Annotated in this window: 16 protein-coding genes; all 16 read left to right on the forward strand. The window is 50.6% G+C overall.

Going from position 1 to position 22,662, the window contains the following annotated elements:
• The first annotated feature begins 65 nt into the window (after positions 1-65).
• The 16 genes from purL to carB all read left to right on the forward strand — a co-directional run bounded on the left by purL (position 66) and on the right by carB (position 22,643).
• Entirely contained in the window at positions 66-3,983 is a 3,918-nt protein-coding gene (purL, locus tag B0F88_RS03015; protein ID WP_104422467.1) for a phosphoribosylformylglycinamidine synthase, read from the forward strand.
• 93 nt (positions 3,984-4,076) lie between these two features.
• Positions 4,077-4,991, forward strand: a complete 915-nt coding sequence (locus B0F88_RS03020; protein ID WP_258076544.1) for a PilZ domain-containing protein — start codon at positions 4,077-4,079, stop codon at positions 4,989-4,991.
• 400 nt (positions 4,992-5,391) lie between these two features.
• Entirely contained in the window at positions 5,392-5,871 is a 480-nt protein-coding gene (locus B0F88_RS03025; RefSeq protein ID WP_308471986.1) for a septal ring lytic transglycosylase RlpA family protein, read from the forward strand.
• Positions 5,872-6,150: 279 nt separating this feature from the next.
• Complete coding sequence (locus tag B0F88_RS03030; RefSeq protein ID WP_104422470.1) at positions 6,151-6,987, forward strand: DHHA1 domain-containing protein; 837 nt, start codon at positions 6,151-6,153, stop codon at positions 6,985-6,987.
• Between the two features lie 121 nt (positions 6,988-7,108).
• Positions 7,109-8,626 (forward strand): fumarate hydratase, encoded by a 1,518-nt coding sequence (locus B0F88_RS03035; RefSeq protein ID WP_104422471.1) that lies wholly within the window; start codon positions 7,109-7,111, stop codon positions 8,624-8,626.
• A gap of 254 nt (positions 8,627-8,880) precedes the next feature.
• Positions 8,881-9,120, forward strand: a complete 240-nt coding sequence (hfq, locus tag B0F88_RS03040) for an RNA chaperone Hfq (protein ID WP_104422472.1) — start codon at positions 8,881-8,883, stop codon at positions 9,118-9,120.
• Between the two features lie 105 nt (positions 9,121-9,225).
• Entirely contained in the window at positions 9,226-10,491 is a 1,266-nt protein-coding gene (gene hflX / locus B0F88_RS03045; RefSeq protein WP_104422473.1) for a ribosome rescue GTPase HflX, read from the forward strand.
• Positions 10,492-10,648: 157 nt separating this feature from the next.
• Positions 10,649-11,851 carry an FtsH protease activity modulator HflK gene (gene hflK / locus B0F88_RS03050; RefSeq protein ID WP_104422474.1) on the forward strand — a complete coding sequence of 401 codons (1,203 nt, stop codon included), beginning with the start codon at positions 10,649-10,651 and terminating at the stop codon, positions 11,849-11,851.
• Entirely contained in the window at positions 11,851-12,705 is an 855-nt protein-coding gene (gene hflC / locus B0F88_RS03055; RefSeq protein WP_104422475.1) for a protease modulator HflC, read from the forward strand. Before hflK ends, hflC begins: the two co-directional genes overlap by 1 nt.
• A gap of 105 nt (positions 12,706-12,810) precedes the next feature.
• Positions 12,811-14,010: an ATP phosphoribosyltransferase regulatory subunit gene (locus B0F88_RS03060; RefSeq protein ID WP_104422476.1), complete on the forward strand. Its 1,200-nt coding sequence runs from the start codon at positions 12,811-12,813 to the stop codon at positions 14,008-14,010.
• A 2-nt stretch (positions 14,011-14,012) separates the two neighbouring features.
• Positions 14,013-15,305: an adenylosuccinate synthase gene (locus tag B0F88_RS03065; RefSeq protein ID WP_104422477.1), complete on the forward strand. Its 1,293-nt coding sequence runs from the start codon at positions 14,013-14,015 to the stop codon at positions 15,303-15,305.
• Between the two features lie 30 nt (positions 15,306-15,335).
• A complete protein-coding gene (locus B0F88_RS03070; RefSeq protein ID WP_104422478.1) occupies positions 15,336-15,623 on the forward strand; it encodes a hypothetical protein in 288 nt (95 codons plus the stop codon).
• Positions 15,624-15,689: 66 nt separating this feature from the next.
• The gene (locus B0F88_RS03075; protein WP_104422479.1) at positions 15,690-16,967 is read left to right on the forward strand and encodes an MFS transporter; all 1,278 of its coding nucleotides are present in this window, start codon (positions 15,690-15,692) and stop codon (positions 16,965-16,967) included.
• A gap of 144 nt (positions 16,968-17,111) precedes the next feature.
• Positions 17,112-17,834 carry a hypothetical protein gene (locus B0F88_RS03080; protein ID WP_104422480.1) on the forward strand — a complete coding sequence of 241 codons (723 nt, stop codon included), beginning with the start codon at positions 17,112-17,114 and terminating at the stop codon, positions 17,832-17,834.
• 315 nt (positions 17,835-18,149) lie between these two features.
• Entirely contained in the window at positions 18,150-19,277 is a 1,128-nt protein-coding gene (gene carA / locus B0F88_RS03085) for a glutamine-hydrolyzing carbamoyl-phosphate synthase small subunit (RefSeq protein WP_104422481.1), read from the forward strand.
• Positions 19,278-19,424: 147 nt separating this feature from the next.
• Complete coding sequence (carB, locus tag B0F88_RS03090; RefSeq protein ID WP_104422482.1) at positions 19,425-22,643, forward strand: carbamoyl-phosphate synthase large subunit; 3,219 nt, start codon at positions 19,425-19,427, stop codon at positions 22,641-22,643.
• Positions 22,644-22,662 lie beyond the last annotated feature (19 nt).

Consider the following 22,662-nt stretch of genomic DNA (forward strand, 5'->3'; position numbering starts at 1 on the left):
GCTTTTTTAGCCCTTCGCCTTTAGCCTTTAGCCTTTGCCTTTTACCTTGAACCTTATTTTTACACATGTTAAAAATCTCTGGAACTTCCGCGCTTTCCGATTTCCGCATTAATAAACTACTGGCTGAACTTCAGTCGATAGAGCCTGCTGTCAAGGCCGTCTCGGCCCGGTTTATTCACTTCATCGATATTGAGCATGACTTGGACGACGACCAGTTGGCAATTCTAAAGCAGTTATTGGCTTACGGCTCCATCCATGCAGGCAACGGAATTGCCGGGACGCATTTGCTGGTCGTACCGCGCTCAGGCACGATTTCCCCTTGGTCGAGCAAGGCGACCGAGATTGCCCAGCGTTGCGGGTTATCCGCAGTTAACCGGATCGAGCGGGGCGTTGAGTACACGCTGGACGCCAATATCCCGCTGCCTGTCGCCGTAAAAGCGTTATTGCACGACCGTATGACCCAAACCGTTGTGGACGGCGACGTCGAGCCCGAATTGTTTGCTCATCATCAGCCCAAGCCGTTAATGCATGTTGCCATAGTAGAGCAAGGCCGCGACGCGTTGGTTAGCGCTAATACGGAACTGGGTCTGGCTTTGTCCGATGATGAAATCGACTACCTGACCGAGAGCTTTCAAGCCTTGGGCAGGAACCCGACAGATGTCGAGCTGATGATGTTTGCCCAGGCCAATTCCGAGCATTGCCGGCACAAGATTTTTAACGCCGACTGGACGATAGATGGCGTGGAGCAGGCGCAATCGTTGTTTAAGATGATCCGCAATACTGCGGAAAAAAGCCCGGAAGGCATCTTGTCGGCCTACAGCGATAACGCTTCTGTCATGGTCGGTTCAACCGAGCGGGTTTTTATCCGTAATCCGCAAACCGGCGAATACGCTTATGTCGAAGAAGACGCGCATTTGCTGATGAAAGTGGAAACGCACAATCATCCGACCGCCATTTCGCCTTATCCGGGCGCGGCAACCGGCTCCGGCGGCGAAATTCGCGACGAAGGTGCAACCGGCCGCGGTTCTGCACCCAAAGCAGGCTTGACCGGGTTTTCCGTGTCGCATTTGAAAATCCCCGGATTCCCCCAGCCCTGGGAAGCCGATAACGGCAAGCCGGAGCGTATCGCTTCGGCGCTGACCATCATGCTGGAAGGCCCGCTCGGCGGCGCGGCGTTTAATAACGAATTCGGCAGGCCCAACCTGACCGGTTATTTCCGCAGCTTCGAGCAAGCGGTTCCGGGCAAGGACAATGAATTCCGGGGCTATCATAAACCGATCATGATCGCCGGAGGCCTCGGCAATATCCGGCCGATGCTGGTCAATAAACAGCCGATTCCGGCCGGTTCGCTGATCATCATTTTGGGTGGCCCGGCGATGTTGATCGGGCTGGGCGGCGGGGCGGCTTCCTCGCAGGCTTCCGGCGCAGGTTCGGAAGACCTGGATTTCGCCTCGGTGCAGCGGGAAAACCCCGAAATGGAGCGCCGTTGCCAGGAAGTCATCAACCATTGCAACGCGATGGGGGCCGACACGCCGATCGTGTCGATCCATGATATTGGCGCGGGCGGCTTGTCCAACGCGGTGCCGGAAATCATCCATGACTGCGACCGAGGCGGCCGCTTCGAGTTACGCAAGGTGCACAACGCCGATATCGGCATGTCGCCGATGCAAATCTGGTGCAACGAAGCGCAGGAGCGTTATGTAGTTGCGATTAAGCCGGAATCGCTGGAATTGTTCAGCGCTTTTTGCGAACGCGAACACTGCCTGTTTGCGGTGATCGGCGAGGCGACCGACGAAGAGCATTTGACGCTGAGCGACGACTTGCTCGGCGACAAGCCGGTCGATATTCCGATGTCGGTATTATTCGGTAAATCGCCGAAGCTGCACCGCAATGTCGAGCACGTTCCAGCCAACACCAAAGCGCTGGATGTCAGCGGCATCACGCTGGACGAAGCGGTCAAGCGCGTGCTGGCATTCCCGGCCGTCGCCGACAAAAGTTTCTTGATCCATATCGGCGACCGCTCGGTAACCGGGCTGGTGGCCCGCGACCAAATGGTCGGCCCCTGGCAAGTGCCGGTGGCCGATGTGGCCGTCACCGCCGTGGGCTTTCATTCTGTGACCGGCGAAGCGATGGCGATGGGCGAACGTTCGCCGATTGCGGTGATCGACGCCCCGGCATCCGGCCGCATGGCGATAGGCGAGGCGATCACCAATATCGCCGCCGCAAGCATCGATTCCTTGAAAAAAATCAAACTGTCCGCCAACTGGATGGCCGCGGCAGGTTATCCAGGCGAAGATGCGGCCTTGTTCGACACCGTCAAAGCGGTGGGCATGGAATTGTGTCCGGCGCTGGGTATCGCGATCCCGGTGGGCAAGGATTCCTTGTCGATGCTTACCGTATGGAAAGACGGTGATGTCGAAAAAACGCTGACCGCGCCGTTGTCGCTGGTGATTACCGCGTTTGCGCCGGTCGCCGATATAAATAAAACCCTGACTCCGCAACTGCGCTGCGTGCCGGATGAAGACAGCGCCTTGATCTTGGTTGACTTGGGCGCAGGTAAAAACCGTTTAGGCGGTTCGGTGCTGGCGCAAGTCTACAACCAGCTCGGCGATGATTGTCCCGACCTGGATGACGCAAGTCTGTTGAAAGCTTTCTTTGATAGCATACAAACACTGAACTCCCAGGACAAACTGCTGAGCTACCATGACCGTTCCGATGGCGGCTTGCTGGCGGTGGTCGCGGAAATGATGTTCGCCAGCAGGCTCGGTGTGGCCCTGACCCTCGACAGCCTGGGCGAGGATGTACTGGGCGTTTTGTTTAACGAGGAGCTGGGTGCGGTACTGCAAGTGCGTCAGAGCGACTGCAAGGATGTCGTGGAGCTGTTGAAACAATCGGGCCTAATCGATTGCATTTATGTGATCGGCAAGGTCATTGATGACAACTGCAGGGATGCAGGAGGTAGAGCAATGCAGGGAGCAATTGCCGAGCAGCAACTGAATATCCGCCATTTGGGCGAGATTATTTATTCCGCCGGCCGGGCCGAATTGCAGACCGTCTGGTCCGAACTCAGCTACAAAATGCAGGCTTTGCGCGATAACCCGGAATGCGCGCAGCAACAGTTCGAGCGGATCACTGACGATGAAGACCCCGGTTTGAATGTTGCGTTGACCTTTGACGTCGATGACGATGTGACCGCACGGTTTAAAAATACGGCAAGACCCAAAGTCGCGATACTGCGCGAGCAGGGCGTTAACGGTCATGTGGAAATGGCTGCGGCATTCGACCGTGCCGGGTTCGCCAGCATCGACGTGCACATGAGCGATATTATTCATGGCCGGGTCAGTTTGGCTGATTTCACCGGCCTAGTCGCCTGCGGCGGTTTCTCCTACGGCGACGTACTGGGTGCAGGCGGCGGTTGGGCAAAATCGATATTGTTCAACCCGCGCTGCCGCGATGAATTCGCCGCCTTTTTTCAACGCCCCGACACGTTCGGCTTGGGCGTTTGTAACGGTTGCCAAATGATGTCGGGGTTAAAAGACATTATCCCCGGCGCAGAACATTGGCCGCGTTTTATGCGCAACAACTCGGAACAATTCGAAGCGCGCGTGGCCTTAGTTGAAGTGCAGAAATCGCCGTCGATATTGTTCGCCGGTATGGAAGGCTCCCGAATGCCGGTCGCCATTGCGCATGGCGAAGGACGCGCGGAATTTGCCGAGGACCCTGCGGTTGCGCTGGAAGCGGGCGCAGTGGCGTTGAGTTATGTCGATAACTACGGCGAATTAACTACCGAATTTCCCGCCAATCCCAACGGTTCGCCGTTCGGCATTACCGGGCTGACCACCACGGACGGACGCTTTACCATTATGATGCCGCACCCCGAGCGCTGTTTCAGGACCGTGCAAAACTCATGGCGCCCGGACGATTGGGATGAATACGGCGCTTGGATGCGCCTGTTTAGAAACGCCAGGGTTTGGGTGGGTTAGTATGTCGTGCTCAGACATGTTTGAAGTGTGATAAATGTAATCAAAGCCTGGCAATAAAAAGTGTAGAGGTTGTGGATTATGGATAAGGTCGGCATGATGAAAAATAAAAATCGAAGAGCTGCTTTTCGAATTTATGACGAGGTTAATCTGTTTTATAAAAAAATAGATGAGCAATTGGTGACCGACCCATACGCTACTGCCGATGAAATTTTGGATATTCCCCCGTCGACGATAAATGTTGAACACAGGGTGCGGGGAGTAACGCTATTGCCCGGCCTGAAAAAAAACGTGCCGGACTGGCAGTTTAAGGAAGACGGCGTTCGCAACGTTAATATCAGTGCTAGCGGCATAGCTTTTAATTGCGATGATGCGCTTAAAGAAGGCGATTACCTGGCAATCAAGATATTGCTCATCTCCACCATGACGATCATAGTGACGTGTTGCAAGGTTGTGTATTGCAGAGATAGCGATCCAAACCAGACTCATTTTCCTTATTTTGTTGGTGCCCATTTTGTCAGTATGGAAAATGCAGACAGGGAGTTGCTGGTTGAACATGTGGCCAAGCATAAAGCGCGACAAAATATAGTCCGGGGATTTATCCTGGGTACTGTCGTTACGGTTATCGCGGTGCCTGATGTAGCATTCGATTTATTGTCCGGGCTGGTCCATTTCCTGTTCGTCAACATTCTCCATTTTCTTCATCTTGCGTTTGAGTTTATCGAGTCCTCTCTCGATCACTTCGTTGAGCATCTGTTTCATACCGACACTCATCAAACTCAGATTATTGTCTTTTATATCCTAGTGGCTTTTGTCATCGCGGGGCTTTATTGGCTGTGGCGGGCATTGCCGCCTTTTTGCCGGCGATGCAAAGAAAACCTGTTTTCTTACTGTGCGCATAAGAAAGCAAGTTTGCTTTATTATTGGGAAGAGCTGTCTTTGCTGAATAAAATTAAACTGGTTGTGATTGGCGTCGCCGCCATCGCCGCCTATGTTTCTTTCGGTTTTTAGGTCTGGTTGCGATAGGCTAAATTTGCTAAGGAAGCGCTGATTGAGTCCTTCGGCAGCTAAGGATCATGCATAAATTAATTTAGGCAATTACCATGAAGAGCATGAAGGACATGAAGACTTAAACCTTTCATGCCCCTTCATGTCCTTCATGGTTAAAAAATGAAAAATAAAACTTGCTCAAGTTATTTCATGCACGTTCCCAGGGACGAACGGAGTCGATTTGTTCAGTGCTTCCCTAAGAGGGTGAAGTTCACGAAGGTGCGTATAACTTAAAAAAACAGTCAGATGAGTTGGGGGTTTAACAAGGCATTGATTTTGTGAGTTTAAGCTACACTTAAGACTTGTTAAGTTAAGATGGAGCCAGATTAAATAAAAAAGGCTCTATCTTATGAATAAAATCATGCTAGCAGTTCCTGTTTTTTTTATATGCAGTTATTTTGTTAACCCGATACAAACGGCGGAAGCGTCCGAACATCGCTCGGTCAAGAAAATTTCCAAACACTCCGCAGCAAAAGTCCATCAAACCAAACATCAGGCAAATAACCGTCCAAGCACGGTTTCCTGGTATGGTCCTGAGTTTCACGGCAGGCAGACTGCCAGCGGTCAAAAGTACGACATGTATGCAATGACCGCAGCACATAAAACGCTGCCCCTGTTATCTTACGCTAAAGTTACCAACCTCAAAAATCATCGTAGCGTTGTGGTTCGGATCAATGATCGAGGGTCTTTTCATGGAAAAAGAGACATGGATTTATCCTATGCGGCTGCAAAAAAATTGGGCATCCAGGGCTTAGGGGCCGTGGAGATTGTACCGCTAAGTCGTAACGAGGCCTTGCCGTTATTGAATGATAACGAGGGTAAAGCAAATAAACACAGTTAATCCGCCCCTCTGAAAATATCCCTAAATCATCCCGCACCAAATAAGTTAGGCTTTACAATCCGTCAGACTGTCAGGCTATAAAAAGCAGCAGCCTGCGCCTGTTCATATATAAATTCTATAAATTCGTTTCGCTACCTGCACGCCCGGATAGGCTGTTTTTTGGTTTGATGCCGAAAGATCTGTGCGTGCGCGTATGATTAGGATTTGGTTCGTGTAAAATACAATCAAATATAACGGCAACAGCAATCGGCCTATTCAGCGCAGGGACTTTTAAAAAACATGTCAGAAACCAGTGAAACCTTAGTTATTTATCATGGCGATTGTTTGGATGGCTTGGGCGCGGCATGGAGCGCATTTTGTAAGTTGGGTCATCAAGTCCGTTATATTCCTGCCCGTTATGGTGACGATATGCCCGATTTTGAGCCGGGAGCGGTACTGTATATATTGGATTTCTCCTATTCGCCTCAGCTATTAGTCGATGCTTCCGCGAAAGCAGGCCGGATCATCCTGATTGACCATCACATGACTGCGATGGAGCAATGCAATGATTTTTTCAACGCACAACCCGTTCCTGAAAATTTGTCGGTCAATTTCGATTTGTCGCGGAGCGGGTGCATCTTAACTTGGCAGTATTTTTTTCACGATTTGAAACCGCCTCAAATCCTGTTGCATATCGAAGACCGTGATCTTTGGCGATTCAAACTGGACGGCACCCGCGAAATTACATCGGCGTTGTATGAGCGAACCCCAATTACATTTGCCGAGATTGGCGCGCTTGATCTGCCTGAATTGCTGGCGGTGGGCCGCATACAGGTTAAGCAGTTTGCAAGCATGGTGCAGAGGCTGGCCAAGTCGGCGCACAATGTTTCGGTTGCCGGGCAGGCCGGTCTTGCCGTTAATGCGCCGTCATTATTCTCAAGCGATTTGGGACATGTATTAGCCGAAAAATCAGGTACGTTTGGGATGACCTATCAGTATGACGGCAAAAAGCAGCAATGGAATTTCTCGCTCCGTTCGATCGGCGATTACGATGTTGGTCATCTGGCGCAAAGTTTTGGTGGAGGCGGGCACAGGAACGCGGCGGGTTTTGCCTTGGATAACAATCCATTTTTCTAGTACCCTGCGCTGATTGATTGTATCAGTCAGCGCCAAATCATGTTCGCGTGCCACAAACACAAGCTGTTCGGATATAATAGGCCGCCTGAATTCTTAGCAAGCATATAGCAGGGAACCTTCGATGAGCATTATTCGTCAAGACGATCTTATTCAAAGCATTGCCGATTCGCTGCAATATATTTCGTATTATCATCCGCTGGACTTTATCAAGGCCATGCATGAGGCCTATCAAAAGGAAGAGAATCCGGCGGCGAAGGACGCCATCGCGCAAATCTTGATCAACTCCCGGATGTGCGCGGAAGGCCATCGCCCGATTTGCCAGGATACCGGCATTGTTACGGTGTTTTTAAAGATCGGCATGAATGTCCGGTGGGATGCAAATATGAGTGTCGCCGATATGATCAACGAGGGTGTCCGGCGCGCTTATCTGCATCCTGATAATGTGCTGCGAGCTTCGATATTGGCTGATCCCGCGGGGAAACGCATCAATACCAAGGACAATACTCCGGCGGTAATACACATGGAAGTCGTGTCCGGCGATACGCTCGACATCGAAATAGCCGCCAAAGGCGGAGGCTCCGAAGCCAAGGCAAAGTTTGCGATGCTCAATCCTTCGGACAGTATCGTCGACTGGGTGTTGAAAACCGTTCCAACCATGGGAGCGGGATGGTGTCCTCCCGGCATTCTGGGTATAGGCATAGGCGGCACCGCCGAAAAAGCGATGCTCATGGCAAAGCAGGCATGCATGGGGTCTATCGATATTCATGAGCTGATCGCGCGCGGCCCGCGCAATGCGTTTGAAGAATTGCGGCTGGAACTGTATGACAAAGTCAATGCGCTGGGGATTGGCGCACAAGGTTTGGGCGGACTTACGACGGTGCTGGATATAAAAATCAATGATTATCCGACGCATGCGGCCAACAAGCCGGTTGCGATCATCCCTAATTGCGCCGCCACCCGGCATGTGCATTTTGTTCTGGACGGCAGCGGCGCCGCCGAATTTAAACCGCCGCGCCTGGAAGATTGGCCGGAAATCGCTTGGCATGCAGGCGCCACCGCTCGCAGAATTAACCTGGACACAGTGACGCAGCAGGACCTGGCAAGCTGGAAACCGGGAGAAACCTTATTGCTTAGCGGTACCCTGCTGACCGGACGGGATGCGGCGCACAAGCGAATGGCTGAGCTTTTTGAACGGGGCGAGGCGTTGCCCAAAAGCGTTGATTTTACCAATAAATTCATTTATTACGTGGGGCCGGTCGATCCGGTTCGCGATGAGGTGGTGGGGCCGGCAGGCCCCACCACGGCGACGCGGATGGATAAGTTCACCGAAGTCATGCTGGATAAAACCGGCTTGCTCGGCATGATCGGCAAGGCTGAGCGCGGGCCAGAGGGACTTGCCGCGATAAAAAAACATAAGGCCGTTTATTTGATGGCGGTCGGGGGTGCGGCTTATCTGGTGTCAAAAGCCATCCGTAAATCGCGTATTGTCGCTTTTGAAGATCTCGGCATGGAAGCCATACACGAGTTTGTTGTAGAGGATATGCCGGTTATGGTCGCGGTTGATACGCAGGGTGTCTCGGTGCATCAAACCGCGCCAAAGATTTGGCAGGCCAGGATCGGCAAGATTCCCGTGAAGTAAGTTAAATTGGTTGCGTTTTACCGGTTGTCCTGATTTAAATGGGACGGTAAGGTGATGCTGAGCAGGTCAGTCGTACTTGAATTTATAAAAATATACCCCATCGTATTGAGTTATCAGCAGATAAAACTGGGAACGTTCTGAATATGCGTGTGTAGATTAAAAAAATATTCTGAAACCGGAGTATTGATTTGTGTTGATTTGTAATTACAGTTATCTTAATCGATAGTTATTAAAAAATAATAAGGAGAAATGGGATGTCAAAAGGTCAAAATTTGCAGGATAATTTTTTAAATGCTCTTAGAAAAGAGCATACACCTGTTTCTATTTTTCTTGTTAATGGGATAAAGTTACAGGGAAAAGTGGATTCATTCGATCAGTACGTGGTTATGCTTAAAAATACCTCCAGCCAAATGGTTTATAAGCACGCCATATCGACCATTGTACCGAGTAAAGCGGTAAAGCTGACCCATGACCATGATTCCAGTGAAGAATAATTGGGCTTTTGTGTGAATGTTTTTTCTCTGTCGGCAATTCTGCTGGGCATCGGCATGCGCAGGAAAAATAAATCTTTTTTATAATCATATCTATGGGGTATTTATTTGTTTGATCGTCCCGAATCAGGTGAGCGGGCAGTCCTTGTTCATCTGACATTTCATTCCGGGCAGGAGGATCTTTTAGAATTAAAAGAATTGGCTAAGTCCGCCGGAACCGATCCTGTCTATGTGGTAACAGGCAGCCGCAAAAAACCCGATCCAAAATATTTTGTCGGCAAAGGCAAGCTTGAAGAGCTTAAAGGTATCATCGAGATCTATGAGGCCGACATTGTTTTATTCAATCACCCGCTTTCACCCAGTCAGGAAAGAAATCTTGAAGGTTTTTTGGGCGTTCGCGTGGTCGATAGGAATGGCTTGATCCTTGATATTTTTGCCCAGCGCGCGCAAACCTTTGAAGGCAAACTACAGGTTGAATTGGCGCAATTGCAGCATTTATCGACGCGACTGGTTCGCGGTTGGACCCATTTGGAACGCCAAAAAGGCGGTATCGGTTTGCGGGGGCCGGGTGAAACCCAGCTGGAAACCGATAGACGGCTATTGGGTTTGCGCATTAAACAGATTCAACAGCGTTTGGATAAAGTCGATAAGCAAAGACATCAAGGGCGCAGCAAAAGAAGAAAAGCGGAAGTTCCATCGGTTTCTCTGGTGGGTTATACCAATGCCGGTAAATCAACCCTGTTTAATAGGCTGACAGGCGCCGATATTTACGTGGCGGATCAGCTGTTTGCTACCTTGGATCCGACCTTGCGCAACTGCAAGTTGCCCAATAGCAGCGAGATTGTTGTGGCCGATACGGTGGGATTTATACGGCATTTGCCGCATGAGTTGGTGGCGGCTTTTAAATCCACGCTACAGGAAGCCAGCGAGGCGGATTTGTTGTTGCATGTGATTGATGCCAGCGGCGCCGATAGGGATGAAACGATTTGCCAGGTCAATCAGGTGCTTGAAGATATTGAGGCTAATGAAGTCAGGCAGCTTGAAGTTTTCAATAAAATAGATTTATTGGATGACATCCAGCCGCGGATTGATCGGGATGATGTTGGAAACCCTGTTCGTATATGGTTGTCCGCCGAAACCGGAGACGGAGTCGAGCTGCTTTATCAGGCATTGGCTGAAATATTTTCAAATACAAAAATCAAAAGAAAATGCTATTTGCAACCCGGTCAAGGCGATATAAGGGCGAAATTATTTTCTTGCGCCAAAATAATTAGCGAGAAAGCCGATGATTTTGGCGGCTATGAATTGGTCGTCGAAATTGATACAAAGTATTCGGGTTTGTTGAAATCAGTTAAGGTTGAGGAAGTGGTTTGAAAAGGCAAAAGAAGAGGGCGGCCGGTTTTTAGCCTTTTGCCCTCAGTCTTTCGCCTTTCGCAGATATTTACGATAGAATACCGAGCATGAGTAGGTAAGCTTAAGGAATGTTGCCTCTTGTTGATAAAAATTTAAGTAACCCATATGGAGCAAAGTTATGTCCTGGAATGAGCCTGGCGGTGATAAGAAAGATCCCTGGAGCGGTCGTGGCGATCAAAAAGGCCCACCCGATCTAGACGAGGCAATACGTTCATTGCAAGAAAAGTTAGGCGGTTTTTTTGGCGGCGGTAAAGAGGGTGATGACGACTCTTCCGGACTTCCTCCATTGAAAAGTCTCGGCTTTCTCGCAGTCGGTGCGATAGCTTTATGGGGATTAAGCGGTTTTTATATTGTCGACGAAGGTACTCAGGGCGTAGAAACCCGCTTTGGCAAGTATGTTGCGACAACTCAGTCGGGTTTGAACTGGCATTTTCCTGCGCCTATCGAGCGGGTTGAAGTTGTCGATGTCAAGCAACAGCGCTACATTGAAGTAGGCTACCGTAGCGGCGGCACGGAACAGGCTCTTGGCTCGGTGCCGAAAGAAGCGTTAATGCTGACCAAAGATGAAAATATTGTCGATGTGCGTTTGGCGGTGCAGTATCAGGTTAAAGACGCCAAGGAATTCATCTTCAATATCGTCAATCCCGCAGCCACCTTGAAGCAGGTCACTGAAAGCGCACAGCGCGGAGTGGTCGGCAGCAGCAAAATGGACTTTGTTTTGACTGAGGGTCGTAGTGAAATCGTGGCCCAGATTAAAAAAGAAATTCAGGATGTGATGGACAGTTACAAGTCCGGAATCCAGGTGACCAGTGTCAACCTTCAGGATGCACAGCCGCCTGAGCAGGTGCAAAACGCATTTGAAGATGCTATTAAGGCGCGTGAAGACGAGCAGCGTTTGATTAATGAGGCGGAAGCCTACTCCAACGACGTTGTGCCGAAAGCGCGCGGCGCCGCAGCGAGAAAAATACAGGAAGCCGAGGGCTATAAAGAACAGGTTATTGCCCAGGCGGAAGGTGAATCCAACCGTTTTTCCAAATTGCTGGCCGAATATACCAAAGCGCCGGATGTGACCAGAAAACGTCTTTATATCGAATCCATGGAGTCGGTATTGGCCGAGACCAATACTGTGATGGTTGACGTCAAAGGCAGTAATAATATGCTTTATTTGCCATTAGATAAAATGATCCAGCAGCAGCCTTCGATTCAACCAGCTAACGTTCCTCAAAGTACAGCAGAACAACCTTCTCATGCAAAGGTTGAGACGGCGCAGCCTACCGCTGTGCGAACTTCAACCCGCGGCCGTGACGCAAGGGGACGCTAATGACACAGAATAAAATATTGGTAGGCCTTGGCGCATTGTTGTTTATCGGCATGATGTGCATGTTTACCGTCAGTGAAACAGAAAAGGCAATTAAGTTCCGTTTAGGCGAGATCGTAAAGAACGATTACGAACCCGGATTGCATTTTAAATGGCCGTTTATCAACAACGTAAAGAAGTTCGATAAGCGTATTCAAACGATGGCCGCCAAACCTGAGCGCTTCTTAACCGCCGAAAAGAAAAACGTTATCGTCGATTCTTTTGTTAAATGGCGCATCGGCGATGTAACCACTTTCTATACGGTGGTTGCCGGTGATGTGGATCAGGCTAATTTACGCCTGGATCAAATCATTAAAGACGCATTCCGCGGTGAATTCGGTAAGCGGAACATCAAGCAGCTGGTTTCAACGGATCGCCAGGAGATTCGTGAGATACTGATTAAAAACGCCAAGCCGCTTGCGGCCGACTTAGGGATGGAAATTATTGATGTGCAAGTGATGCGCATCGATTTGCCGGAGGAAGTCAGTAGCTCCGTGTTTCGCAGAATGGAAGCCGAGCGTGAGCGGGTTGCCCGTGAATTCAGATCGCAAGGCGCGGAAGCCGCCGAAAGAATTCGGGCCGACGCCGACAGGCAACGGGTTGTTACGATGGCGAATGCGTTCCGGGATGCGGAAATGCTTCGCGGCGAAGGCGATGCGAAATCTGCGGAAATCTATGCCAAAGCCTATGGTGCGGATACTGAATTCTTCACTTTCTATCGCAGTTTGAACGCCTATAAAAAGACGTTTACGAGTTCAAGCATGATGGTGCTTGATCCCGATTCCGACTATTTTAGATATTTTAAGCAGCAAAAATAGGTAAAGATAAAATTCTTGTAGGGGCAACCGGCCGGTTGCCTCTACAAGAACCCCGTAACCAACGCTCCATATTCGGGGCGTTTTGTTTGAGTGGACATACAAAACATGCAACAAAAAGACTCCTGGCTTTTGCCCGACGGCATAGAAGAGATTTTGCCGGAAGAGGCTAAGCATCTTGAAAGCTTGCGCCGTAAGATACTGGACACGTTTGCTTGCTGGGGATATGAGTTGGTCATACCTCCCTTCATCGATTATTTGGATTCCTTGTTGACCGGATCAGGACATGACCTGGAATTACAAACCTTTAAGCTGACCGATCAGATCACCGGCGAAATGCTTGGGGTCAGGGCGGACATGACCCCGCAGGTTGCCAGAATCGACGCGCATAATCTTAACGCGGAGTGGCCGACCCGTCTTTGCTATACGGGGACTATTTTGCACACCAAAGGCGATCCGCTCGAAAAAACCAGAAGCCCGATGCAGATAGGCGCTGAGCTTTACGGCCATGACGGTAAGGAAAGCGATGTAGAGGTCATTCGCCTGATGCTGGAAATGCTGGCGATGTCGGGATTGCAAGATGTGCATCTCGATTTGGGCCATGTCGGCATCTACCGGGCGCTGTCAAGACAGGCAGGCTTGGATGACGCGCAGGAAGCCGAGTTGTTTGATGTGTTACAGCGCAAGGCCAGGCCCGAGCTTCAGGAGTTGATGGCCGGTTACAGCATCAATGATGAGCTAAAGGCCATGTTCCTGAAATTGCCGCAATTGAATGGCGGCAAGGAAACCATCGCTAAAGCCCGAGACATTTTGTTGGCGGCTAATGGCGAAGTCAAGGAGGCTTTAGCGAATTTGGAAGCCATTGCGGATAAATTGACCGCCTGTTTCCCCGCGTTGCCGATCAGTTTCGATCTGGCTGAGTTGCGCGGTTACCATTACCACACAGGCGTGGTTTTTGCGGCTTTTGTGCCGTCGGTAGGCAGGGAAATTGCCCGAGGCGGACGCTATGACAATATTGGCGCCATTTTTGGGCGCGCGCGTCCTGCGACTGGTTTTAGTGCGGATTTGAAGGTATTGTCGGTATTAGGCAAGGCATCCTATCAAAATGAACAGCGGGCCTTGATATTCGCTCCGTATTTGGACGATGCGGCGTTAAACGAAAAGATCAGGGATTTACGTGCCGAAGGACTGGCGGTTGTTCAACAATTACCGGGACAAACCGGAACTGCTCAGGAACTTGGGTGTACATCCGTCTTGGAACAAGATCATCAAAACTGGGTCGTTAGACCCTTAGCAAGCTTGGAATAATCATGGGAAAAAATGTCGTTGTCATCGGTACCCAATGGGGTGACGAAGGAAAAGGTAAACTGGTTGATCTGTTGACGGAGCAGGCGGAAGCCGTCATCCGGTTTCAGGGCGGCCATAATGCGGGGCACACGTTGGTTATACAGGGGGAAAAGACGGTTTTGCATCTTATTCCGTCCGGTATTCTTCGGGAAAATGTCGAGTGCATGATCGGCAATGGCGTGGTTTTATCGCCCAACGCTCTGTTGGAAGAAATCGAATTACTCGAAAAAGCCGGTATTCCGGTTAGAAACCGCTTGCTGATCAGCGAAGCCTGTACATTGATATTGCCGGTTCATGTCGCGATTGACCAGGCGCGCGAAATAGCCCGCGGCAGCAAGGCGATCGGCACGACCGGCCGCGGCATAGGGCCGGCGTATGAAGACAAGGCGGCAAGACGCGGCCTGCGCGCGGGAGACTTTTTAAATCCTGCGGTATTTGCGGAACGGTTTAAGGAATTGGTCGAATACCACAACTTCATGCTGACCAATTACTATCATGTCGAGGCTATCGATTATCAAAAAGGCCTGGATGAAATGCTGAAACTGGGCGAACAAATCAAGCCGATGTTGACCGATGTCAGCGAGGTTTTATACAAATACCAGGATCAAGGCAAAAACCTGTTGTTTGAAGGCGCACAAGGTGCGCTGCTCGATATAGATCACGGCACTTTTCCTTATGTGACTTCATCCAGCACTACGGCTGGCGGCGCCGCGACCGGCACCGGCATCGGGCCGCTTGATCTCGATTACGTGCTGGGCATTACCAAAGCCTATTCGACGCGCGTGGGCAACGGCCCTTTCCCGACCGAATTGCATGATGCGAACGGCGATCATTTGGGTACTGTCGGGCATGAGTTTGGCGCCACCACCGGACGCAAACGCCGCACCGGCTGGTTTGATGCGGTCTCCATGCGCAAGTCTGCAAAAATGAACAGCCTGAGTGGTATTTGTCTAACCAAACTGGATGTGCTTGACGGTCTGGAAAGGGTCGGCATTTGCACGGCTTACCGGCTTAACGGCACCGTTACCGAAACGGCGCCTTTAGGCGCGGATCAATACGAAGAATGTCACGCGATTATTGAAGACATGCCGGGTTGGACGGGTACGACTGCCGGTGTGACCGATTTTGACGCGCTACCGGATAACGCCAAAGCCTATATCAAGAGAATCGAAGAGCTGGTCGGCGTTAAGATTGCCATTCTGTCAACAGGCCCCGATAGAGACGAAACAATTATCCTGGAACACCCGTTCGCTTGAACGGCTGTTGCCTAATTACCTGGAGTTAACATGGCTGAAACAGTAGACGAATTGACGGTAACATACGAAGACGGCGGCATTGAGACAGTCAAGGAGCTGGATAAAAAAGTGCTGACCAAAGGTGCATGGGCTACGGTTATGTACCGTTACCAGGATTGGAACCGCGCTAAAGAAGAATACGGCCCTGATAAATACACCATTCGCCGTTACCAGAAGCAGAATGGTGAATACAAGCAAAAATCGAAGTTCAACATTTCCAGTAAGGATCAGGCGAAAGCCATTATCGAGGCGCTGGAAGATTGGATTAAATTGAACTAATGCGGTAGGGCACGCCCTACACGAGTGTTCGTAGCGCCGATCCAAAACTTGAGCGGGCATATTTACATGACAAAAAACACCTCCCCCTCAGTCTTCCGCATCGCCTTAGCCAGCTTCATCGGCACCGCCATCGAGTTCTACGATTTTTATATCTACGGCATGGCCGCAGCCTTGGTTATCGGCCCGGTATTTTTCCCCGGCGGCAATCCGACAACCCAAGCGCTCAGTTCTTTCCTCACCTTTGCCGTAGCCTTTCTGACCCGGCCTTTGGGCGCGGCGCTGTTCGGGCATTTCGGCGACCGCATCGGGCGCAAAACAACCTTGGTCGCATCGCTACTGGTCATGGGCGTCTCCACTACATTGATCGGCTTGTTGCCGGGATACGACGCGATCGGCGCATGGGCTCCGGCATTGCTGTGCCTGTTGCGTTTCGGTCAAGGCATCGGCTTGGGCGGAGAATGGGGCGGCGCGGCGCTGCTGGCGACCGAGAACGCCCCGGCCGGAAAGCGCGGCTGGTACGGTATGTTTCCCCAGTTGGGGCCGCCGGTGGGGTTTCTGTTGGCGACCGGCAGCTTTTTGCTGCTGGCTGAATTACTGACCGAGCAAGAGTTTAAAGACTGGGGCTGGCGGCTCCCGTTTCTTGCCAGTTCGGTTTTGGTCGTGATCGGTTTGTATGTGCGTCTGGCCTTGGCCGAAACGCCGGTATTTGCCAAGGTGTTACAGCAGCACCAGCAGGTCGGCTTGCCGCTTCGGGATATAGTTAAATCTCATCTCGCTCCGTTGTTTCTGGGGGCAATGGCGATGGTCGTGTGCTATGCGCTGTTCTATATTTCAACCGTGTTTTCCCTGAGCTACGGCACCACCACGCTGCAAATCCCGCGGCAGCAATTTCTCGGCATGCTATGCGTGGCCGTGTTGTTTATGGCTGCGGCCACACCGCTATCGGCGCGGGCAGGCGACCGGTTCGGACGGCGGCCCGTTTTACTGGTTGCCGGAAGCTTAGCATTCCTGTCCGGTTTCCTGTTAAAGCCGATGTTGGAAAGCGGCTCCCCGTTGCTGATTACCGCCTTCCTGTCCTTGGAGCTGTTCCTGATGGGAGCCACCTTCGCGCCGATGGGAGCCTTGCTGCCGGAGCTGTTCCCCTCTAAAGTACGCTATACCGGTGCGGGAACCGCCTACAATTTGGGCGGCATACTAGGTGCTTCGTTCGCACCCTATATCGCGCAACGACTGGTTGCAGAAGGCGGACTGGCATGGGTCGGCGGCTATGTCTCGTTGGCTGCGGCGCTTAGCCTGCTTGCTGTGTATTTGATGCGGGAAACTCGGGATAATCGGTGGGTATAAAGGTGATGGTGTCGTATAGATGTATAATTTATTTGCTTAATCAAAATAATCACACGATGAACTTATGAAAAATATACGAGAAATTAGGTTTTTTATAAAACCATCGGTGTCATATATATCATGTTATGCCTATAGGGAGATCGCATGTCGCAATTGAAACCGTCTGTCATAAGTGACATCCTGGAGGCCCTGGGCAAGTCACGATTTACGAAGGAGGACTTCAGAATTGAGTTTCCGGAGTCAGATCGTATTCTGACCAAAATTACCTTCCTTCACAAACCTGAGTATTTCTTGATGCTCTCTGAAGAAGGGAAGCAAAACCAGGTTACTGTAAAACACAACTACGACTTAAGTTCTCGCACCGAGTCCGTCAAGTACACTGCTTATATCGTTCGGGAAGTTCCCGGACGATATAAGACTGACGACGAGTCTGAAATTGACAACCCCGGGGGACTCCTTGAATTAATTCCCAAGTGGTGCGACAACATTCGCTCTGACCTCTATGCGCTCGCACCGAAAATTGATCCGCTGGAGGAATTCAGAAGGAAACTCGACGAAGACATCAACACGTTGATTGATGACCCATCTGCGTTCTTTACTGAAGAGGAGATGGAACGAGTAGATTCACAGTTTGACAAACTCTTCGCCGAAATTTCGGAGCTTAGAGAGAGCTATTCGTTGACAAAACAGCAGCTAGAAAGTATTCAAAGGGAATTTGAAGAGTTTAAGAAAAGCGCTCGGGTTTATCCGAAAGGTATATGGGCGCGGGTTACCAGCAATAGATACGTTAAGGCGACAGGGCAAATTGTCAATTCACCGGAGGGGCGAAATTTTCTTTTCCAGCAGATACGCCGTTTGCTTGAGTAGCAAGATAGGATGAGCTGAGATCCGACGCCCATCAATTGTGAATGATGGACGAACCTTATCTTCAACATTACTCTACGGAGCGGGACGGGCTTTGTAACCCCGTCTCCACGTTTTGAGTCATGGATAAAATTGATTATCTTAAATGTTCTGTACGGGATGAATATTCTGTACAGAATCTGTAGCATGTCTTGGGTTTAAAAAAAATTGTTAATGACCCAAACCGCATAATCTCGTAAAATTACCCCAGTTTTGTTTTTTTACAACGGGATGAGTCCTTAAGGGTTCATCCCGTTTTGCACATTTGAGGTGACGTGTTTGACTAGGTCTGCTTTATTGGTTTTGGAAGATGGAACGGTTTTTAACGGTGTAGCCATTGGTGCAGATGGATGTTCCGTGGGCGAGGTTGTTTTTAATACGGCTATGACCGGGTATCAGGAGATTTTGAGCGATCCTTCTTATGCCCGGCAAATTGTGACGTTAACCTATCCCCATATCGGCAATGTCGGGACGACTGGCGAAGATGACGAGTCAGTCGGCGTTTTTGCCAGCGGTTTGGTGATCAGGGATTTGCCGTTGTTGGCCAGCAACTGGCGTAGCGAAAGAACCTTGCAGCAATATTTGATCGATAATAACGTCGTCGCTATTGCCGATGTCGATACCCGGCAATTAACCCGGCTTTTGCGTGACAAAGGCGCGCAACGCGGCTGCATTATGGCGGGCGAATCGGTCGACTTGGACGTTGCGAAAAAAGCCATCGAAGGCTTTCCAGGTTTGAAAGGGATGGATTTGGCTAAGGAAGTCACCGTTGCTCAGTCCTATGAATGGACTGAAGATGTCTGGCATTTGCAGCATGGTCATAAGCCAGCCGAAAATCTGACCAAGCACGTTGTGGCTTATGACTTCGGTATTAAACGCAATATTCTGAGATTATTGGCCAATCGCGGTTGCCGCATCACTGTTGTTCCTGCAACAACGCCAGCTGAAACAGTATTGGCGATGAATCCAGACGGCGTTTTCCTGTCTAATGGTCCCGGCGATCCTGAGCCGTGTACTTATGCGATAGAGGCTATTAAAGCGATACTGGAGAAAAAAGTTCCGGTGTTCGGCATTTGTCTGGGACATCAGTTATTGGCTTTAGCCAGCGGCGCAAAAACCGAGAAAATGAAGTTCGGTCATCATGGCGCCAATCATCCGGTTCAGGAAATAGCCACGGGCCGGGTCATGATCAGTAGCCAGAATCACGGCTTTGCGGCCAACGAAGCCAGTCTGCCCGATAATTTAGTAGCGACTTACCGCTCATTGTTCGACGGCAGTTTGCAGGGTATCAAACGGACGGACTGCCCGGCTATGAGCTTTCAAGGCCACCCCGAAGCAAGTCCAGGTCCTCATGATGTGGAGTCTTTATTCGATGATTTCATCGAGATGATGGAACAAGCTTCGTAGTATCCTGGTTTCGTAAAGTGGGCTGACGACTGCATGGATGCAGGAGCAATTGCCTAGGATGAGGCCCATCGTTCGCGATTGATGGGCTGAAATTTGTTTAGCCCATCCTGCACAAGTAACAGCAACATAAATGGTAACTCATACAAAATGCCAAAAAGAACCGACATAAAATCGATTTTATTACTGGGCGCAGGTCCCATTGTTATTGGTCAGGCTTGCGAGTTTGATTATTCAGGCACGCAAGCCTGTAAAGCGCTTCGGGAAGAAGGTTATCGCGTTATTCTGGTCAATTCCAATCCGGCGACGATTATGACCGACCCGGAGATGGCCGATGCGACCTATATCGAGCCTATCGACTGGCAAACCGTAGAAAAAATCATCGCCAAAGAACGCCCCGACGCGATATTGCCGACCATGGGCGGACAAACTGCGTTGAACTGCGCGTTGGATCTTGATGCCAACGGCGTTTTGGAAAAATACGGCGTCGAGATGATCGGCGCTACCAAAGAAGCGATTAACAAAGCCGAAGACCGTGAATTGTTCAATCAGGCGATGCGGAAAATCGGCTATGAAGTGGCGAGATCAAAAACCGCGCATTCGATGGAAGAGGCAATGGCCGCGCAGCAGGAAGTGGGCTATCCGACGGTTATCCGTCCCTCATTCACGATGGGCGGCAGCGGCGGCGGTATTGCTTACAACAAGGAAGAGTTTGTTGAAATTTGCGAGCGCGGTCTGTATTTGTCGCCAACCAACGAGTTATTGATTGAAGAGTCGGTGCTGGGCTGGAAAGAATACGAAATGGAAGTAGTGCGCGATTCGAAAGACAATTGCATCATTGTTTGTTCCATTGAAAACTTCGACCCGATGGGCGTGCATACCGGCGATTCGATCACCGTAGCGCCGGCACAAACTTTGACCGATAAGGAATACCAGATTCTGCGGAATGTCTCTCTGGCGGTGTTGCGCGAGATTGGCGTCGATACCGGCGGCTCCAACGTACAGGTCGCGATTAATCCGAAAGACGGCCGCTTGATTGTTATCGAGATGAATCCGCGCGTATCGCGTTCGTCTGCGTTGGCGTCCAAAGCAACCGGTTTCCCGATTGCCAAAGTGGCGGCGAAACTGGCGGTCGGTTACACGCTCGATGAATTGAAAAACGAGATCACCGGCGGCGCAACACCGGCATCGTTCGAGCCGACTATTGATTATGTGGTCACCAAGGTTCCACGGTTTACTTTTGAAAAGTTCCCTCAGGCGGATGACCGTTTGACCACGCAGATGAAATCCGTCGGCGAAGTCATGGCGATTGGCCGTACTTTTCAGGAATCACTGCAAAAAGCCTTGCGCGGCTTGGAAATCGGCATCAGCGGCCTTGATGAAATTATCGATTTGAACCGGGAAGATGCCCGGGAAAAAATGCAGCGTGAAATGCGCCATCCGGGGCCGGATCGTTTGCTCTATGTCGCCGATGCATTCCGTAGCGGCATGAGTCTGGAAGACGTGCATGAAGCCAGTAAAATCGATCCCTGGTTTTTAGCGCAGGTTGAAGACTTGGTGATTACTGAAAAGTCATTATCGACTAAAACTTTGTCGACCTTGAAAGCAGGGGAGCTGTATAAATTAAAGCGCAAAGGCTTTTCCGATCTCAGATTGGCCAAGTTGCTGGATACGTCCGAATCCGAGGTGCGCAATGTGCGGCATAAACAGAATATTCGTCCGGTTTATAAACGCATCGATTCCTGCGCGGCGGAGTTTTCATCCGACACGGCTTATTTGTATTCAACTTATGAGCAAGAATGCGAAGCGCGGGTTTCCGATAAGGAAAAAATCATTATTCTGGGTGGCGGGCCTAACCGTATCGGGCAGGGGATCGAGTTCGATTACTGCTGCGTGCATGCCGCACTGGCTTTGCGTGAAGACGGCTATGAAACCATCATGATCAATTGCAATCCTGAAACGGTTTCTACCGATTTTGACACCTCGGATCGTTTGTATTTCGAGTCGTTAACGCTGGAAGATGTACTGGAAATCGTGCATCTTGAAAAGCCCAAAGGCGTGATTGTGCAATACGGCGGGCAAACGCCGCTGAAACTGGCGCGCGCATTGGAAGCTGCGGGCGTGCCTATTATCGGTACATCGCCTGACTCGATCGATTTGGCCGAAGACCGTGAGCGTTTTCAAAAATTACTGGAAAGACTGGATCTAAGACAGCCGCCGAATGCAACGGCCCGTTCCGTCGAGCAGGCGATTAATGCGGCAAGAGAGTTGGGTTATCCGCTGGTTGTAAGACCGTCTTATGTTTTGGGCGGCCGGGCCATGGAGATCGTCTTCAATGAAGAGGGTTTGCAGCGTTATATGAAAGAAGCGGTCAGTGTGTCCAACGATTCGCCGGTGTTGCTGGATCGTTTCCTTGACGATGCGGTCGAAATGGATGTCGATGCTATTTATGACGGGGAGCAGGTATTGATCGGCGGCTTGATGGAGCATATTGAGCAGGCCGGCGTGCATTCGGGCGATTCGGCATGTTCGCTGCCTCCGTATGAATTAGCTCAGCATATCCAGGATAAATTGCGCGAACAAGTGGCTAAAATGGCCGAGGCTCTGGGAGTCGTGGGTTTGATGAATACCCAGTTTGCGATCCAGGGTGAGGATATTTATGTGCTTGAAGTTAATCCAAGGGCCTCGCGTACCGCACCTTTTGTATCCAAGGCAACCGGTTACCCGCTGGCTAAGATTGCGGCGCGCTGCATGGTTGGGCAAACTTTGGCGCAACAAGGTATTACCAAGGAACGCATTCCCGGTTACTATTCGGTTAAAGAAGCGGTGTTCCCGTTTGTTAAATTCCCAGGCGTCGATCCTTTGTTGGGGCCTGAAATGAAATCGACCGGTGAAGTGATGGGGGTGGGTAAAACCTTCGGTGAGGCTTTTGCCAAGTCTCAGCGCGCTGCCGGCGTCAATTTGAATCACAGCGGCAAGGTGCTGATCAGTATTCGTGATGCGGATAAAGCCAAGGCGCCCGATGTTGCCAGAATGCTGGTTGACAAGAAATACGAAATTGTCGCCACCGGCGGCACGGCAAAGTATCTTAAGGACGCGGGCATTCCTTGCGAAGTGGTCTACAAGGTTAACGAGGGGCGGCCTAACACGGTTGATATGATTAAGAACGATCAGGTTCAACTGATTATTAATACGACAGAAGGCGCAAAAGCGATTTCCGATTCATTCACCATGCGCAGAGAGGCTTTGCAGCATCGCGTAACGTATTACACGACGATGGCCGGTGCAAGAGCGGCTTGTTACGCATTGGGTGAGTTGGACGCGGGCGATGTGAATAGCTTGCAGGGTCTGCATAAGAGTTTGATTTAAGACGAAAGGTGCAAGGCGA

The organism is Methylobacter tundripaludum, assembly GCF_002934365.1.
Taxonomy (GTDB): Bacteria; Pseudomonadota; Gammaproteobacteria; order Methylococcales; family Methylomonadaceae; genus Methylobacter_A; species Methylobacter_A tundripaludum_A.